This is a genomic window from Gemmatimonadaceae bacterium, assembly GCA_036003045.1.
GTDB lineage: Bacteria > Gemmatimonadota > Gemmatimonadetes > Gemmatimonadales > Gemmatimonadaceae > JAQBQB01.
This window is the reverse complement of sequence record DASYSS010000002.1, coordinates 82,446-99,003: the sequence shown is the minus strand read 5'-3', so window position 1 is coordinate 99,003 and position 16,558 is coordinate 82,446. Positions and strand designations below refer to the sequence as shown.

Sequence of the window (16,558 nt, the reverse complement as noted above, 5' to 3'; positions counted from 1 at the left end):
CATGTCGATTGACACATGCGACACATACACATGCTCATGCAGCAGCACATGGCTTGGCGGCAGCAGCGTATGGTCCGGGCGGTGCTCATGCGAAAAGAAGGTAAGGCGGGATGCAAGGCCGTCAAGGCTCGGTACAGAATCTTGACGAAGTCCGTCTAATTCAGAATTTCGATTCGAGGTAAAGGTCCACGCGGAACTGTTTGCGCGGATACAGGCCTCTCGCGACGTCGAATCTGAACAGGCCGTCGAGAAACGACACGCCCGCCCCGACGCCGCTCATCGGTCGGCCAACTTGACTGAGCTTCGTGCGATCGCCGACCCATCCGAGATCCGCGAAGATCGTCGGTCGGGCGCCGGCGTCGTTCATACCAAGCTCGGCGCGCGTCAGCCAGAACGCGTTTCCGCTCTGCGCCGTGTCGGGACTCTGTCCCCGTACGGTCGCGTTTCCACCGAGATACCAGCGGCGCTGTGGCGGCAGCTGGCCAACCGATCCGCCCGCCGAGAGCGCGAGCGACCCCGCGAGGCGGCCAAGTCCGTGCGACGCGGTCACGTCGAAGGCGGCACGGCCGTACGCCGAGTCGCCCCGTCCGATCGCGCTCTCGAAACGCAGACTCGAGAACAGGCGCAGCGCCTCGGGGTTGAGTCCCATCTGATCGTCGATGTGCGCCGAGAAGCCCGCGTAGCCGCCGCGCTGAGCGACGAGGTTCGCGGGAAAATCGTCGCCATCCACCGAAAAGTTGGTTTTGACCTTCGCGGTTCGCTCCTGCTCGGCGAACAGGCGCCATCCCATCTGCACGCCACCACCGAATGTGCCGTCCAGTGAACGCGTGAGGTCGATGCCGGAGGCGCGATAATAGAACCCTTCGTCGCGCCCGAACATGAGCGCCGAGAACGAGCTGCCAAAGGTGAGCGGATGCCCCCAGTCGCTCGCCGAGACCAGGCGATTGTACGCCGTGAATCGAATCGTCTTCGTGAGATTCGATCGCGCGAGCGACAACTCCAAATTCGGTTCGAAGTCCGCGAATCCGATCCGGCCGATGGCCGACCCGCTGTAGCCGCCGCCAAGTTGCTGTTCGACGGATGCGCCGACCGAAAATCCTTCGACTCGGTTGTAGCGCATCAGCGCCGGACCATACGAAATGGTTGGCGGCGGAAGCATGCGGAGTCTGAACTGAAGCGGAGCCTGCGCGGTGAGCGAGAGCGCCTGCGCTTTGAGATCCTGCAAATCCTTCGCGTCGAAGACTTCTTCGCCCTCGTCGTAGATCGACGGCGGGAGATCGGGGGAGTGAGAGAGGGCGGCCGTGTCGCACGGCACGCGCATCGCTATGGGGACCGCGCCTTCATAGCGGCTCCTAGCGGACACGCGGTACGCCGACGTATCGCACTGCGAGGTGCGACGTTCCGGCTTCTTGAGCCCCTGACGAATCGAGTCGCGCACCGCGCGAGCGTACGCGCGATTCGCGGCGCGGACGGAGTCGCGCCACGCGATACGCGCGTCTTCGCTCAGCGAGTCGGGCGGCTGAAAGCGCGCCGGCGCGAGAGGAATCGTGGGAATCGTGTCCTTGCCGTTCACGCTCGCATACTTGAAGCTCTCTTCCACCTTCACCGGCACCTTCATGAAGCTCACTTGCGCGTAGGCCTCGGCGTAGCGCAAGCGCGGCAGCCAGAAGCGGCCTTCGTGCAGGCTGTACTCGACGGCAATCGCCGAGACCTCGGCCTTCATCGGCGTGATCAGCGGCTTCACCCAGACGGGCACGTCGTCCATCGACTTGGGGTCATCCTCGGTCGCGACAGCCCAGATATCGAGAGGCACCGAGAGCCGATACGCGGCACGCACGAGTTGGCCCGAATGCGTATCGAACCAGAGAGAGCCGACTCCGAGATTCCATTTCGGCTGGCGTGGCCGCACGCGCAGCTCGCGCAGCTGAATCACCGTTCCATCCGGCAGCTTGAAGCTGACGGAATCGCCGGTCTCGTACGTGTAGTACGCTTCGGCGCCATCTGCGATCGGGTGCACGATCTCCGTCTCGTCGACTTGTGCGCGCGCGACGTCGCCGCCGCCGACCCAGAGCGGCTCGTATCCCGGGTAGTACGGGATTTCTCCCATGAGATCGGGATCGTTCGTTTCGTTGTCGATCTCTACCTGCGCCTCTTTCCCGAGCATCGGCGCGGCGTTGCGCGCGCCCTTCACGTCCACCCACGCGCCTTTCCCCTGCTGCCACCGGACGTGCGCCGCGGCCTCGTGGCGAAAGAGAAGCCGGTCGCGTCCAATGCTGCCGAACCCGAATCCAACCGAGATGCGCTCGTACGTGGTCGCGTCGTACGCGACGAGCGCCGAGTCCTGCCTGAGCCGCGCCGCGCGCGCGGCGAGGAGAGTGATCTTGGCCGTCGCGTCCTTGAACGCGCTCGCTTGAAGTTCGGCCGTGACCGCGCGCCGAATCCCTTGGCGCCGATGGTGGCCGTTCGTGCACGCGGTGATGACGGCCCCTTTGCAGTTCGGCGCGTCCGTCGAGTCGCCGTCCGTGCTGTCTCGAACCGCCGGTGTGCGGGAACGGCCCCCAGGGCATCGTCCCGTGCAAGCTGGTGCGCGGCCGCCCTGCTGCGCCGGAGTCCCCGGCGGCGTCGGTGGAGTCGGTGGCGGCGACCCTTGGAAAGCCAGGGCCGCGGCGGTGCTCAGAACGAGGACGATCACAAAACCTTCCCCCCCCGGCGGAACGCATGAGGCTCAAGGCGATACGAGCCCGTACCGGTCCAAGTTTCGCCGTCGTCCCGTGACTCGGGCGAGCCCGGCTATGGGTGCCGGCGCGCCGCCTCTGGGTCGCGCGTCCACAGCGCGATCAACCCACACATCGAATCGCGCGTTCGAAACTCGGCCGGGATCTCGGACGCGCTGCGGTACACCTCGATCCCCTCCAGCGATCCCGGCGGGAAGTCGTCGACGCTGCCGTTAGGATACGGGTTCCCATCGACGTAGAGCGCGACCGTGCAAGTCGACTGGTTGGTCGGATTGGACGAGCGCTGCATGTGGACGGGCTGTGGCTCGCCCGCCATGCGTTGCGAGATCGTCACGCCGGGAACGTAGCGGAGCAGCTCACTGACGCTGGCAGACTGATGTTTCTCGATGTCCTCGCGCGTCAAGAAGAATCCGATTCCGCGTCCGCGGCGTTTGTTGAAGGCGCCCATCTTGAATTGGCGCGCCGAATCGGCCGTCACGAACTGACTGTCGAGTTGAACGGCGACCCGACGAAGCGTGAAGTCCAATCGGGTCGGTCGACTGTCGAGCACCTCCACCGCGACGGTCTCCGGACGGAAGCCGAAGCGGCGGGCGATGAAGATGGTTCGCCCGGAAGAGAGCCCCGAGATGTGAAACGCGCCGGAGTCGTCGCTCACGGCTCTCGGGGCCTTTTCGCCCGCGACCGCCACGCCCGCGTCCGGAACGCGCGCGCCCGACGAATCGCGCACGGATCCGTCGACGCGCGCGCGCCGCGCTCCTTGCTGTGCACCGAGCAAGGTCGGAGCGAGCAGCATCGCGCAGTTCACGACGAAGCGGGTGGGAATCGCTCGTCTCGACATTTCTCGATCGGGCGGGTTTACGGAGCCATTCGCACGCTACGGCTGCGCGCGACCACCGGCAAGAGGCAGTAGGTTTCAGCCCCTATGTCGGCTTCAGCAAATCCGTCATCGGCGTTGCTGGTTCAGGATCTCCGCAAGTACTACGGCGACGTGCGCGCCGTGGACGGACTCGACCTCGACGTATCGGCCGGCGAATGCTTCGGACTGCTTGGCCCGAACGGCGCCGGCAAGACGACCACGATCGAGATCTGTGAAGGGCTGACGTCGCCCGACTCGGGCCGTGTCGAGATTCTGGGACTCCGCTGGGACCAGCAGGAGAAACAGCTTCGGCAGCGGCTCGGAATCCAGCTCCAAGAGACGCAGCTCGCCGACAAGCTCACGGTCGCCGAAGTCGTTCGCTTGTTTCGCAGCTTCTACGAGCGCGGGCGCACCGTCGACGATGTGATTGGCCTCGTGCAGCTCGAGGAAAAACGCGACGGGCGCGTCGGCAAATTGTCGGGCGGACAGAAACAACGGCTCGCCCTCGCGTGCGCGATCGTCGGCGACCCCGACCTTCTCTTTCTCGACGAGCCGACGACCGGCCTCGATCCGCAGTCGCGCCGCCAGCTCTGGGGCCTGATCACGGACTTCAAGGCGCACGGCCGAACGATTCTGCTCACGACGCACTACATGGATGAAGCGGAGATTCTGTGCGACCGCGTGGCGATCGTCGACCACGGCAAAGTGATCGCGCTCGGAACGCCGCGCGAACTGATCCGCTCGCTCGGCGCGGAGCACGTCGTCGATTTCGCGCTCGGCGGCGATTCGGAGCCGCTGGGCGAAGACGCGCTTCGCTCGATCGCCGGCGTCCGCGCCGCGAGGATGCGCGCCGGGGGCTATGAGCTCAACGTCGGCGAGCTTCACCGCACCGTTCCCGCGCTGCTTGGGTTTCTCGCCGAGCGCAGGCTCGAGCTGGCCCAGCTCACCACGCACTCGGCGACGCTCGAAGACGTTTTCGTGTCGCTGACCGGCCGCCAGTTGCGGGAGGACTAATGGCGGATCGCGACAGACCTCTCGTTCAGCTCATCACCGTTCGATTCAAGGAATACACGCGCGAACCGGAAGCGCTGTTCTGGTCGTTCGGATTTCCGATTCTCTTGGCCATCGGTCTGGGCATTGCCTTTCGTGCCAAGCCGCCGGACGTCGTGCACGTGGCGGTGGTGAACGGTTCCGCGCAGGCGACGACGGTCACGGCATCGTTGCGGCGTGATTCGGCGTTGGCCGTCGAAGCGATGCCGCTCGACAGCGCGCGTCTGGCGCTGCGAAGCGGCCGGGTGGCCGTCGTCGTCGAACCGAGCGGCGACCATACCATCGCCTACGAGTACGACGACACGCGTCCGGACGCGCGGACGGCGCGACTCATGGTCGACGATGACATCCAGCGCGGCGCGGGGCGCACCGACTTGCTGTCGTCGAGCGAGCGCCACGTCCGCGAAGCAGGATCCCGCTACATCGACTTCGTCGTGCCGGGCTTGCTCGGGATGACGATCATGGGCGGCGGCATCTGGGGACTTGGATTCTCGATCGTCGACCAGCGGCGGCGAAACCTGCTCAAACGCCTCGTCGCGACGCCGATGTCGCGCGCGGAGTATTTGGCGTCGTATTTGGCATCGCGGTTGGTGCTGTTGGCGATCGAGGGCATCGTGCTCCTCGGCGCGTCGCTGGCGCTGTTCGGGGTGCCGCTGCGCGGCGGACCGTGGTCGGTAGCGGCGATCATGATTCTCGCCGCGCTCGCGTTCGGCGGACTGGGATTGTTGATCGCCGCGCGGCCGACGACGATCGAGGGGGTTTCGGGGCTGATGAACCTCACGATGCTGCCGATGTGGGTGCTGTCCGGAGTGTTTTTTTCGTCGGAGAATTTTCCGCGCGTCGTGCAGCCGTTCATCAAGATTCTTCCTCTCACGGCGACGAACGACGCGCTTCGAGCAAACATGCTGCGAGGCGTGCCGCTTCTGTCGCTCTGGCCGCAGCTGCTCGTGCTCGTCGCGTGGATGATCGTGTGTTTCGCGATCGCGCTTCGAATCTTCCGATGGCGATGACCGGAGATTTTCCGCGCGACGAGCTGCTCGAGCAGGGACGGACGGTGCTCGACTGGATCGCCGATTATCTCGACACGCCCGAACGCTTTCCGGTCGTGTCGCGAGCTCGGCCGGGCGAGATTCGCGCGAAGCTGCCGGTGTCGCCGCCGGCCGCCGGCGAACCGCTCGCCGCGATTCTGCGCGACTTCGAGACGACGATCGTTCCGGGGATCACGCACTGGAACCATCCATCGTTCTTCGCCTACTTCGCCACGTCGGCGGCGGTACCGGGAATTCTGGCCGAGATGCTGACGGCGACGCTCGACGTGAAGGCGATGCTTTGGAAGACGTCGCCCGCGGCGACGGAGCTCGAGCAAGTCGTGACGGATTGGCTGCGCCAGATGCTCGGGCTGAGCGACGGCTGGTTCGGCATGACGACCGACACGGCATCGATGTCGACGATGCTCGCGGTCGCCGCCGCGCGCGAAGCACGTCCGGGGCTGGCGATTCGTGAACGCGGCATGGCCGGGCGAACGGACCTGCCGCGCCTGCGGGTCTACGCGTCGGAGCACGCGCACTCGGCGATCGACAAAGCGGCGATCGCGCTCGGGCTCGGGCTCGAGAATCTCGTGCACATCCCGAGCGATGCGGCATTCCGCATGCGTCCCGACCTGCTCGCATCGGCCATCGAGTCGGATCGCGCGCAGGGGTTCGTGCCGTTGGCATGCGTCGCGACGGTGGGAACGACGAGCACGGCGAGCATCGACCCCGTGCCGGCGCTCGCCGACATCTGCCGAAAGGAAGGAGTGTGGCTGCACGTCGACGGCGCGTACGGAGGCGTGCTGGCGATCGCGCCCGAGTTTCGCTGGGTGCTCGACGGCGTGGACGGAGTCGACTCGTTCGTCGTCAATCCCCACAAGTGGCTGTTCACGCCCTTCGATTGCTCGGTGCTCTATCTCAAACGCGGCGACGTTCTCAAACGGGCGTTCTCGCTCGTGCCGGAGTTTCTCGTCACACGCGAGCAGGAAGAGGTGGTCAACTACATGGACTACGGCGTGCAGCTCGGACGCCGGTTTCGGGCGCTCAAGCTGTGGATGATCATTCGCGCGTTCGGCGTCGATGGACTCGTCGAGCGGCTACGAGCGCACTGCGCGCTCGCGCGCGAGCTCGCGAGGTGGGTGCGGGAAACGGCGGGCTGGGAAGTCGTGGCGCCGGTCGATTTCTCACTCGTGTGCTTTCGCTTCGCGCCCGAAGGCGTCAGCGAAACGGAACGCGACGAGATCAACCAGTCGATCATGCACGCGGTGAACGCGGGCGGAGAAGCGTATCTGTCTCACACGAAGTTGAACGGGCGGATCGTGCTCCGGTTCGCGATCGGCAACATTCGGACGACGCACGCGCACGTGCTCAAGGCATGGGAGCTTTTGAAAGCCGAAGCCCGAAGGAGCCAAGACGCGAAACGGCCAACGGCCGAACGGGCCAAATAGCGACTTCCGGACTTCGAGAGCACCGAAAAAAACGGCGTCAGAGGCGAGTCGAACTCATCGCTCTGACGCCGTTTCGAAGTTTGGAAGTTTCGGATCTCGGAAGTCTCGGATCTCGGAAGTCTCGGAGATCGGACGTTTCGGAGTTCGGAACCTTCGGAGTTTGGGGCTTTACTCGTGCGCGGCCAGCTTGTCCGTGAAGAAGGTCGGGAAGTTCTTCTTGAGGTTGACCACCTTCGGCGCGTCGTTGATCACGATGTACGGCTGGTCGGGATGCAGCTCGGCGTAGTTCTGGTGGTAATCCTCGGCGCGATAAAAGTTCTTCAACTTCGCGACCTGCGTGACGATCGGCTTCGCGTACAGGTGCGACGCGTTCAGCTGACCGATGTACGCCTGCGCCATGTCCTTCTGCTCGTCGTTCATGTAGAAGATCGCTGATCGATACTGCGTGCCGACGTCCGGGCCTTGCCGGTTGAGCTGCGTCGGGTCGTGCGCGACGGTGAAGAACACCCGCATGAGATCCGCAAACGACACCTGCGACGTGTCGAAGACGACGCGCACCGACTCAGCGTGACCCGTGGCTCCCGAGCTGACTTCCTCGTAGTCGGGCTTGTCCTTCCAACCACCTGCATAGCCCGACGTCGCGCTGACGACGCCTTTCACATGCTGAAATACGGACTGAATACCCCAGAAGCAGCCGCCGGCGAACACGACCGTTTGCGTCTTCGGCGGCGGGGCCGCATGGGGGGGCTCGATCGGGCGCGCCGCGGCGGCGGTCGCCGAGACCGCCGCAAGAACACCGGCGCCGATGAGTCCGCGAGTCAAACCGCGCATCATGATTCCATCCTCCGTTCCTTTGAGTCGTTCAACGTTCTTTCCGTTCGGCCGAACCGCCCGCGGCCTCGGCATCCTCCGGGCCTCCGGGCGCGCGCATCTCGGTCGTATCGCCCGAAGCCAGCACTTCCACCACTTCATCGGGAACGTGTCTGGCGCGCACGATCCAGAATCCGATGATCAATAGCAGAACGATCAACGCGATCAAATAGTTCTCGTAACGCCGGACGTGTCCGAGAACGATCAACGTCGTTTCCCCGAACGCCCAGCCGATCGCCGTAAAGAAGACTGCCCACGTGATACAGCTGATGGCGCTTCCGATCAAGTAAACCGGCAAAGGGACGCGAGCCGCCCCGCACGCGATCGGAAGGGTGAGTCTCAATCCATACGCCCACCGGACTGCCATGGATGCACGCCAGGGATGCCGTCGGACGATCCGGAACGTCCGGACCATCCACTCGCGAAGCCGTGGCCATCGCCGCCGAGCCCATCGGCCTTGCCAGCGACCCACATAGTACAACCCCAGGTCGGTAAGCCACGTTCCGAGCGCTATCGAAAGCATGACGGTCGACAGGTGCAGATAGTGGTCGTGCGCCATCAGACCGCCGATCAGAGGCGTTGCCTCCTCGGTCACGATGCCGGTCGCGCCGAGCGTGATATAGGCCCAGAGTGTGTGGAGCGCGGCCGCGGCCTGCGGATGTCGCGTCGCGATCTGCAAAAACGCCAAGATGGGCGTCACCTTCGAGCCGATTGAGGAGGCGTGGAAACGAATCGCGGCTCAGGGCGCGATCGACGCGAGCGCGGGCGGGTCCGCCGGGCGGAGCGCGTCGAGGCGGGCGCGAAGTTCCGCCTGCAGGCGTCGGGCGATCGGGCCGGGCTTGCCATCGCCGACCGGGTTGCCGTCCACTCGAACGAGCGGCATGACGTCAGTCGTCGTGCCGACGAGAAACAGCTCCTCGAGGCGAGGAATCTCGCGCGCGCCGAACGCGTCCTCGCTCACCTGAATCCCCAAGGACCGCGCGATCTCGAGCACAATCGCGCGCGTCACGCCGGGAAGAATGAGGTTATTCGTCTGGTGAGTCCGCAGCACGCCGTCCAATACGCCGATGACGTTCGTGTGCGAGCCCTCCGTCACCACACCGTCGCGCACCAGAATCGCCTCGATGGCGTGTTGCTCCTCGGCCGCCTGCTTGGCGAGGACGTTTGGCAGCAGCTGCACGGACTTGATGTCGCATCGGAGCCAGCGGACGTCGGGCATCGTGATGCATTCGGCGCCCCGCTGGCGGATTTCCTCCGGAGTGTTGAGACGATTGACGGTCGCGTATATGGTCGGCGACACGGTCCCCTTGGGGAAATGGTGCGTTCGCGGCGCCACGCCCCGCGTGACCTCGACGTAGAACGTCGCGTCACCGTGGAGAAGATCGGAATCGGTGAGGAGCCGCCGCGCGATGTCGTGCAGACGAGGCGTCGTCGCCACGTCGGGACGCGGTATTTTCAGCTCGTCCAATCCGCGCTGCAGACGCGCGACATGCCGCTCACTCTCGAACAACGAGCCACCGACCGCGCGCCATACTTCATACACTCCGTCGCCGAACACGAAGCCGCGGTCGTCGACCGGAATGGAGGCGGCGGAGCGAGGTAGGAAATGGCCGTTGAGATAGGCGAGCACGTGACCGGAGGGAGCGAAAGGGATTCAATTAGAAGGTAAGTTGGGTCGGGCACACAGCACATGTCCAACGTCATTCTCGAAACGAAGCGCCTACGGCTGCGTGAGCTCGCGCCGACCGACCTGGATTTTGTCGCCTCGATGCTCGGCGACGCCGACGTCATGCGTTACTACCCGAGGCGCCTGGATCGCGCCGGCGCGCAGGTGTGGATGGAACGCCAACAAATGCGGTACGAGCGCGACGGACACGGCCTGTGGCTCGTTCTCGATCGAGAGACGGGCGAACCGATTGGGCAGGTCGGGCTCGTCACGCAAGAACTGAAAGGACTTCCGCGGCCGACCTATCCGGAAATCGGCTATCTGTTGCACCGATCGTATTGGCATCGCGGTTTCGCCACGGAGGCCGCGCTCGCCGTGCGCGACTACGCGTTTCATACGCGCGGATACGATCAGGTGATCTCACTGATTCGGGCGGTCAACCAGCCGTCCCAAGCCGTGGCGAGACGACTCGGGATGTCGATCATCGCCGAGACCGAGTTCGCCGGCACGCCTCATCTGGTGTTCGGGCTGAGCGCGGCGTCGATGAAGCCTTGAAGTGCCGACGTTGTCGCCTCACGGAATCTTTACATCTGTCTCAATGAAAGACGTTCGGTTCAGGGTCGTCTTGCAACCCGTGGAGCTTGGCTCTCCATTCCGATCATGAGACTCGCCTCCGGTCGATCAATCGGCATTGGTTTGGCCGTCGCAGTCCTCGGCGCGCCGTCGGTGTCGGCCGCGCAGGCTGGACGGGTTTCCAGAGCGGATTCCGCGCTCCTGCGCCGCATTCTTTCAGCGGAGGATCGGCGCGACGCGGCCGACCCGGCGCTCAAGGAGGGCGCCGAGAGTGGAAACGTGCGCGTGCGCGTTTTGGCACGTCGAGCGATCGGCCGAATCGGGGATCCGCGATTCGCCGCGCGCGATTCGCTCCCGCCACTGCCCGCGCCGATGACCTGGCCCGAGCCGGCGTGGCGTCTCCGCTATCGCGCGCTGACCGCCCAGTCCGACTGCGGCGCCATTCGCGCGGCGTTGGCCGACAGCACGTGGCAGGTGCGGCTTCACGCAGCCGATTTGGCCGGGCAGGCGTGCGGCAGCGACACGACGGTCGGTGGATTACTCGAGCGGTGGATCGCGCTGCTCCCGCCCGACGCGTCGCAGCGTGTTCGCGGTGGCGTGGCGTGGCAGGCGGCCGCGCACGCGATCGTCGCGCTCGCGCGGGTCGAACCGGCGGATGCGCGGCGCCGACTCCCGGCGCTCGCCACGCACCGGCAATGGCAGGTGCGGATGTACGCCGCGCGGGCGGCCGGGGTCCTCGCGGATACGGCGTCCCTGCGCAAGTTGGCGGGTGACGCGAACGACAACGTGAAGGAGCGAGCGATCGACGCGTTGAGCGCGCTCACCGGGCACGCCGACGACAAGATTTTTCTTGCCGTAGTAAATTCGCCCAGCGCCGGCGCTCAGGCCGTTCGTGCCGCGGCGCGCGCGCTCCTCGGCTCGTCCGATCCGGGCGCGCACGCCGCCGAGAATGCCGCGTTCCTGCGGTGGGTGGCGCGTGACAACGCCTCGGCCCGGGACGCGCGCGTCGCCCTTCTCGCCGCCGCCGGACGGCCGGCGAACGACGACCGGCCGCCAACGACGCGCGTCGATCTGCCCGCGCGCGCGGTGGCGTTGGCGCTCGGCGCAGACGCGCGGGTGCGCGTGACCATGGCGAGGGAGAGCGGCGGCGGATCGTTCGTCGTGCGGATGCGCGGCGACGTCGCGCCGATCACGGCGGCACGGATCCTCGCGCTCGTTCAGACCGGCTACTACAACGGATATGGCTGGCACCGCGTCGAGCCGGACTTCGTCATCCAGGGCCCGAGCCACGGTGACAACGAGTACGTCGGGTACTCGCGCTTCTTTCGCGACGAGCTCGGACCCGTGCCACACGTTCGTGGCACGGTCGGCATGAGCACGCGCGGCCATGACACCGGCGACGGCCAGTGGTTCGTCAACCTCCGCGACAACCTTCGGCTCGGCCGCGACTACACGGTGTTCGGCGAGGTGGTCGAAGGAATCGACGTCGTCGACGGCATCCTCGAAGGCGACGTGGTCGCGCGCATCGAGGAAATCCGGTAACGGGCATGGCGAAGCACCCTCGGACGTCGCGCGAACGCTACCTCGGGTTCGTCGAGGACTATCGGCGCCGCCGCCTCGACGAGCCGACGGAAGCGAACGGCGCCAAGCCGGCCGACGCGCCCCCGGTGGAGCAATCGCCCAAGGCGGAGCGCGAGAAAAAGAAGGCGGCGCGCCGCGTCTACGTCCGCGCGTACCTGCGCTGGTTGCGGCCGCACCGGTTCGCAATCGGCCTGGTGTTTACGCTGGCGCTCGTGCGGGCCGGACTCGAGATGGTCGAGCCGCTGTTCATGCGGTTCATCATCGACCACGTGCTCTTGAATCGCGCCCTAGACACGGCGTCGCGTCTCGTCCGGTTGCATTTCGCCGGCCTGACATTCCTCGGCGTGATCGTCGTGTCGAGCGCGATCAACGTCTTCAAGGACTATCGACAGCGGAAACTCAACGTCCAGGTCACGCTGTCGCTGCGGCGGTCACTCTTTCACCGGCTGCTGCATCTGCCGCTGTCGAAGCTGTGGGACATGAAGACCGGCGGCATCCTGTCGCGCATCACCGGCGACGTGGACACGACGACGGGTCTGCTGCAAATGGCGGTGTTGTCGCCGCTGATCTCGGTCGTGCGCCTGGTCATCGCCGTCGCCGTGCTGCTGGCGCTGAACTGGCGCCTCGCGCTCACCGCCCTCGCGTTGATCCCCGGCGTCGTGCTCATGAGCTTCACGTTCGCGCGGCGCGTGCGGCCGATCTACCGCTCGCTGCGCAAGGACGCCGAGGAGATCGACGGCCGCGTCGGCGAGACGTTCTCGGGAATCCGCGTCGTGCGGGCGTTCCGGCGCGAGACGGGCGAGTTGCTCGAGTACATGCGCGGCAGGCACACCGTGCTGCGAAAGGAGTTGTTCGCGCAACGCCGCGAGCTCGCGCTGTGGACCTCGTGGGGACTGCTGCTGAGCATCGTGAACGTGGTGATCGTCTGGTATGGCGGCTGGCTCGAGATCGCGGGACGCGCGTCGATCGGCGACATCATGGCGTTCCAGTGGTACACGTTCTTGCTGCTCAATCCCGTCTGGAACATCGTGAATTCGTTTTCCGAACTTCAGCGGTCGCTCGCCGCCACCGAGCGCGTGTTCGACGTGTTGCAGATGGACGCCGACAAGCCCGATCGGCCGGACGCGCGCGCCGCGCCGCACGTCGTGCGCGAGATCCGCTTCGAGCAGGTCGAGTTCGAGTATCGCCCGGGGACGCCCGTCGTGCGCGATTTCACCGTCACGGTGCCGGGCGGCTCGGTCGTCGCGCTCGTCGGACGCAGCGGCGCCGGCAAGACGACGGTGACCGATCTCGTCGCGCGATTCCACGACCCGACGCGCGGACGGATCGTCGTCAACGGCACCGACATCCGCGACCTCAAGCTTCGGACGTATCGTGACCTGCTCGCCATCGTCCAGCAGGACGTCTTTCTCTTCGACGGCTCCGTGCGCGACAACATCGCGTACGGCCGCCACAACGCGACCGACGCGGAGATCGAGGACGCGGCGCGGCGAGCCAACGCGCACGAGTTCATCGAGCGGCTGCCGGAGCGCTACGACACGTTCATCGGCGAGCGCGGCGTGAAACTCTCCGGCGGACAATGCCAACGGCTCGCGATCGCGCGCGCGATCCTGGCGTCGCCGCAGATCCTCATTCTCGACGAAGCGACGAGCAATCTCGACACGGAGAGCGAACAGCTCATCCAGGAGTCGATGGGATCGTTGCTCGCCGGGCGAACCACGTTCGTCATCGCGCACCGGTTGTCGACCGTGCGACGCGCCAATCTCATTCTCTTGATGGAAGACGGGCGCGTCATCGAGCGCGGCACGCACATCGAATTGATGGAAACCCGCGGCGCCTACTCTCAAATGGTTCGCCGCCAGATGGACGTGCCGGGCGAAGAGCTGATCAGTGAAGGTGCAAACTGACGCTGCCCGCCGGCGCGGCGGCCGCTTCGGCGCTGTCCGCCGTGTGCGCGATCGTCACCAACGTGATGCTCGAATCGCCGGCCGCGATTTGGTCCCGCACGACGACCTTCGCGTCGGCGTAGTGACCCTGTTCGACGAGCGTTTCGGCCAACTCGCGCGCGGCGTCGGTCTGATGCGCCTGTTGCTCGAGACTCAGCCGCAACTGCGACGTCGCCGCAGAATCCTCTTCGAGGGTGCGAAGCAGGATACCGAGCTGATAGTGGACGCGCCACGGTTCGGATGCGCCGGGGAGACTTTGCTCGATCTCTTTGGTGAGATCGGCCGCCGCGGCGGCCTTGGCCCGCTGCACACGAAGGCTCCGCGGCGCGTCGTGTGCGCTCACGATCCAGATGTGCGCCGCGTTCCGCCAGTCTCGCTGGCGCGCCGCGCTGCGGCCGATGCCGAGCAGCGCGAGCACGCCGCAGGCCGCCGCAAGGCCGCGGAGAGCCAACTTCGGGCTCCACGTGAATGCTCGAGCGAGCAGCGAAGCGGCGCCGCAAACCGCGATGACCATCCCGACGCTGGGAAGAAACAACGTCCGCTCGGCGAGCACGATGCTCGTCGGCACGACGTTGCTCACCGGGAAAATCGCCACCGCGCACCAGAGCAGCCCGAAACTCACCACCGACGCGCGACGTCGCGCGGCCACGATGACGGCGACCGTCGCCATGAGCAGCGCGAGGCCGAGCCACTCGTGTGAGCCCATGGCGGTCGAGGCCACGATCTCGTTCGGCGAGTAGTCGATCTGGAGATGCGCGGGCCAAAGGAGCAGCCGAAACCACTTGGGCACGACCTGCAGCATGGTCAGCATTCGTCCGCCGAAGCTCGCGCCGACGAGCGCCTCGGCCGTGAACGCGCCAATGAAGCGGCCGGCGAGAACGAGCGTGCGAATCGCCATGAGCACGACGGCGACCGCGCCGAGCGCCGCGTATCCGCGCCAGAGGGCACGACCGCGCCTCATGAGAGACTCGCCGTCGATGAGAAGAAGCTCGGCGGCCAGGAGAAGCCCCGGCAGCACGAATCCATTCTCTTTCGTGAGAATCGCGAGCGCGTAGAGCAACGCGAGCACGGACCAGTCGCCCACGCCGAGCGATCCAGCGCCCCGCTTGTCGATGTAACGGCAGACGGCGGCGAGCGAGAGGACCGCGACGATCAACTCACCCTGATTCACTCCCTGCACCACGGCTTCGACGTGAACCGGATGCGCCGCGAAGAGAACGCCGGCCGCCAATGCCGCGCCGCGTGACATCAGACGGGAGGCGAGCGCGAAGACCAGCAGCGCCGTCAACGCATAGAGCATGATGCTGACGAGGCGGAAGACGAGCGGCCCTCCGTCCCCGATGACGTACTGGAGCGCGAGCGACAACGACGCGACCGGCCGATACAGATCGGGCAAGTGAGGGGGCGCCCAGTACGGCGTCGTCAAGAACTCGAGCCATCGGCCCACGTTCACGATGCGATCGTCGTGGAGGATGACGAGAATGTCGTCGTACGCGAAATCGTTGCCGATGCCGGCGATCGACGCGGCGAGCGCGGTGAACGCGACGAGCAGGCGCTGCTGACGGAGGGTCTGTTTTTCGACGGATGGCATGAGGCTGTGGCGAACCGGACCTTCCAATACCGCTCCGGAGCCGCAGCCGTTGGGTCCGTACGGCCGTTACACGCGGACGAACCGCCGTCGTTCGGCCATTTCGACGATCGCGTCCTCGAATTCGCGCAAACACGCCTCGACGCCGCCGACCGAGTGGTCGCCCATGTGCCCCACGCGGACCGTCGTGTCGCGCAAGGGGCCATACCCGCCACCAAGCGTGAAGCCGCGGGCCTTGACCGCCTCGATCATTTCGGGGCCGTGCATCCCCGTCGGCAGCGAGATGACGGACACCGTCGGTGATCGCATGCCCTCCGGCGCGACGATGCCGAGGTTGAACCCGCGCCGTCGCGCGACTCCCTCGACCCAGTCGATCGTCGCGTCGCGCATCGCCAGATGCCGCTCCCAACGCTGCTCGATCCCTTCGCGCCCGATATCCCCCATCTGCGCTTCGAGCGCGTAGAGCAACGATGTTGCCGGCGTGCTGGGCGTCTGGTTCAAGTTCGCGAACTTCTCGTACTGCAGCACGTCGAAGTAGAAGCCACGATCACGCACGGAGGCGGCGCGCTCGACGTACTCGGTGGACGCGACCGCGAACGAGAGCCCGGCCGGCAGCGCGAGAGCCTTTTGCGACCCGGTGAGCACGAAATCGAGCTGCCACGCGTCGACCATGAGCTCCGCGCCGCCGGCCCCCGACACGCTGTCGACGATCGCCATGGCGCCGTATCGGTGCGCCAGTTCGGACACGGCATGCACGTCGGTGAGAACACCGGTCGATGTTTCCGAGTGCGCGACCGTTACCGCCGCGTACTGTCGGCGGCGAAGTGCGCTTTCGACGACGTTCAGCTCGAAGGTGGCGCCCCACGGCACCGACACGCGATCGACTTCGCGGTCGCACGACTCGGCGACCGCGGCGAAGCGCTCCGAGAAGCCGCCGTTCACGAGCGCGAGAATCGCCCCCCCGCGGACGTTGCGGATCGCCATCTCCATGAAACCGGTGGCCGACGTCGCGCCCACGTACACAGGGCGCGCCGTGAGCAGCACGTCGCGCAGGCCTGCCTCGATGCGCGCGAACATCGCCTCGAACTCTCGTCCGCGGTGCGGGATCACCGGACGCGTGAGTTGGGCGAGAATCTCGGGGCGAATCTCCGTTGGGCCCGGAACGAAGAACGTCCCGAATTCCGGCTCAGCCATGCCCAAAGTTACACCGAGTCGCG

General features: G+C 66.0%; 13 protein-coding genes. 6 read left to right on the top strand and 7 right to left on the bottom strand.

Annotation, left to right across the window (positions count from 1 at the left end; translation table 11 throughout):
- Positions 1-160: 160 nt before the first annotated feature.
- The gene (locus tag VGQ44_00545; GenBank protein HEV8445274.1) at positions 161-2,692 is read right to left on the bottom strand and encodes a ShlB/FhaC/HecB family hemolysin secretion/activation protein; all 2,532 of its coding nucleotides are present in this window, start codon (positions 2,690-2,692) and stop codon (positions 161-163) included.
- A gap of 98 nt (positions 2,693-2,790) precedes the next feature.
- The gene (locus VGQ44_00540) at positions 2,791-3,573 is read right to left on the bottom strand and encodes a TonB-dependent receptor (protein HEV8445273.1); all 783 of its coding nucleotides are present in this window, start codon (positions 3,571-3,573) and stop codon (positions 2,791-2,793) included.
- Positions 3,574-3,657: 84 nt separating this feature from the next.
- Between VGQ44_00540 and VGQ44_00535 the strand changes: the two genes are divergently transcribed.
- The 3 genes from VGQ44_00535 to VGQ44_00525 are packed head-to-tail and all read left to right on the top strand — an operon-like array spanning position 3,658 to position 7,117.
- Entirely contained in the window at positions 3,658-4,605 is a 948-nt protein-coding gene (locus tag VGQ44_00535) for an ATP-binding cassette domain-containing protein (GenBank protein ID HEV8445272.1), read from the top strand.
- Positions 4,605-5,651 (top strand): ABC transporter permease, encoded by a 1,047-nt coding sequence (locus tag VGQ44_00530; protein HEV8445271.1) that lies wholly within the window; start codon positions 4,605-4,607, stop codon positions 5,649-5,651. The genes VGQ44_00535 and VGQ44_00530 overlap by 1 nt, the downstream gene beginning before the upstream one ends.
- Entirely contained in the window at positions 5,642-7,117 is a 1,476-nt protein-coding gene (locus VGQ44_00525; GenBank protein HEV8445270.1) for a pyridoxal-dependent decarboxylase, read from the top strand. Before VGQ44_00530 ends, VGQ44_00525 begins: the two co-directional genes overlap by 10 nt.
- Before the next feature lie 168 nt (positions 7,118-7,285).
- Here the strand turns inward: VGQ44_00525 and msrA are convergent, their stop codons facing one another.
- Genes msrA through VGQ44_00510 form a run of 3 tightly spaced genes read right to left on the bottom strand, consistent with a single transcriptional unit; the run spans position 7,286 to position 9,617 of the window.
- Complete coding sequence (gene msrA, locus VGQ44_00520; protein ID HEV8445269.1) at positions 7,286-7,951, bottom strand: peptide-methionine (S)-S-oxide reductase MsrA; 666 nt, start codon at positions 7,949-7,951, stop codon at positions 7,286-7,288.
- A 28-nt stretch (positions 7,952-7,979) separates the two neighbouring features.
- Positions 7,980-8,687, bottom strand: coding sequence for a VTT domain-containing protein (locus VGQ44_00515; GenBank protein HEV8445268.1), 708 nt, complete (start codon positions 8,685-8,687; stop codon positions 7,980-7,982).
- 39 nt (positions 8,688-8,726) lie between these two features.
- Complete coding sequence (locus tag VGQ44_00510) at positions 8,727-9,617, bottom strand: aminotransferase class IV (GenBank protein ID HEV8445267.1); 891 nt, start codon at positions 9,615-9,617, stop codon at positions 8,727-8,729.
- A 60-nt stretch (positions 9,618-9,677) separates the two neighbouring features.
- Between VGQ44_00510 and VGQ44_00505 the strand changes: the two genes are divergently transcribed.
- The 3 genes from VGQ44_00505 to VGQ44_00495 all read left to right on the top strand — a co-directional run bounded on the left by VGQ44_00505 (position 9,678) and on the right by VGQ44_00495 (position 13,714).
- Positions 9,678-10,208, top strand: coding sequence for a GNAT family N-acetyltransferase (locus tag VGQ44_00505; protein ID HEV8445266.1), 531 nt, complete (start codon positions 9,678-9,680; stop codon positions 10,206-10,208).
- Positions 10,209-10,313: 105 nt separating this feature from the next.
- Positions 10,314-11,768 (top strand): peptidylprolyl isomerase, encoded by a 1,455-nt coding sequence (locus tag VGQ44_00500; protein ID HEV8445265.1) that lies wholly within the window; start codon positions 10,314-10,316, stop codon positions 11,766-11,768.
- A 5-nt stretch (positions 11,769-11,773) separates the two neighbouring features.
- On the top strand, positions 11,774-13,714 hold the full coding sequence (locus VGQ44_00495; GenBank protein HEV8445264.1) for an ABC transporter ATP-binding protein: 1,941 nt from the start codon (positions 11,774-11,776) through the stop codon (positions 13,712-13,714).
- Here the strand turns inward: VGQ44_00495 and VGQ44_00490 are convergent.
- On the bottom strand, positions 13,695-15,344 hold the full coding sequence (locus VGQ44_00490) for a glycosyltransferase family 39 protein (protein ID HEV8445263.1): 1,650 nt from the start codon (positions 15,342-15,344) through the stop codon (positions 13,695-13,697). The genes VGQ44_00495 and VGQ44_00490 overlap by 20 nt on opposite strands.
- A gap of 66 nt (positions 15,345-15,410) precedes the next feature.
- Positions 15,411-16,535 carry an alanine--glyoxylate aminotransferase family protein gene (locus tag VGQ44_00485; GenBank protein ID HEV8445262.1) on the bottom strand — a complete coding sequence of 375 codons (1,125 nt, stop codon included), beginning with the start codon at positions 16,533-16,535 and terminating at the stop codon, positions 15,411-15,413.
- Positions 16,536-16,558 lie beyond the last annotated feature (23 nt).

What these genes read in the sequence shown, in the direction of transcription:
- VGQ44_00540 (HEV8445273.1), bottom strand. Translation starts at nt 3,573, where the DNA reads ATGTCGAGACGAGCGATTCCCACCCGCTTCGTCGTGAACTGCGCGATG.
- VGQ44_00535 (HEV8445272.1), top strand. Translation starts at nt 3,658, where the DNA reads ATGTCGGCTTCAGCAAATCCGTCATCGGCGTTGCTGGTTCAGGATCTC.
- VGQ44_00530 (HEV8445271.1), top strand. Translation starts at nt 4,605, where the DNA reads ATGGCGGATCGCGACAGACCTCTCGTTCAGCTCATCACCGTTCGATTC.
- VGQ44_00525 (HEV8445270.1), top strand. Translation starts at nt 5,642, where the DNA reads ATGGCGATGACCGGAGATTTTCCGCGCGACGAGCTGCTCGAGCAGGGA.
- msrA (HEV8445269.1), bottom strand. Translation starts at nt 7,951, where the DNA reads ATGATGCGCGGTTTGACTCGCGGACTCATCGGCGCCGGTGTTCTTGCG.
- VGQ44_00505 (HEV8445266.1), top strand. Translation starts at nt 9,678, where the DNA reads ATGTCCAACGTCATTCTCGAAACGAAGCGCCTACGGCTGCGTGAGCTC.
- VGQ44_00500 (HEV8445265.1), top strand. Translation starts at nt 10,314, where the DNA reads ATGAGACTCGCCTCCGGTCGATCAATCGGCATTGGTTTGGCCGTCGCA.
- VGQ44_00495 (HEV8445264.1), top strand. Translation starts at nt 11,774, where the DNA reads ATGGCGAAGCACCCTCGGACGTCGCGCGAACGCTACCTCGGGTTCGTC.
- VGQ44_00490 (HEV8445263.1), bottom strand. Translation starts at nt 15,344, where the DNA reads ATGCCATCCGTCGAAAAACAGACCCTCCGTCAGCAGCGCCTGCTCGTC.
- VGQ44_00485 (HEV8445262.1), bottom strand. Translation starts at nt 16,535, where the DNA reads ATGGCTGAGCCGGAATTCGGGACGTTCTTCGTTCCGGGCCCAACGGAG.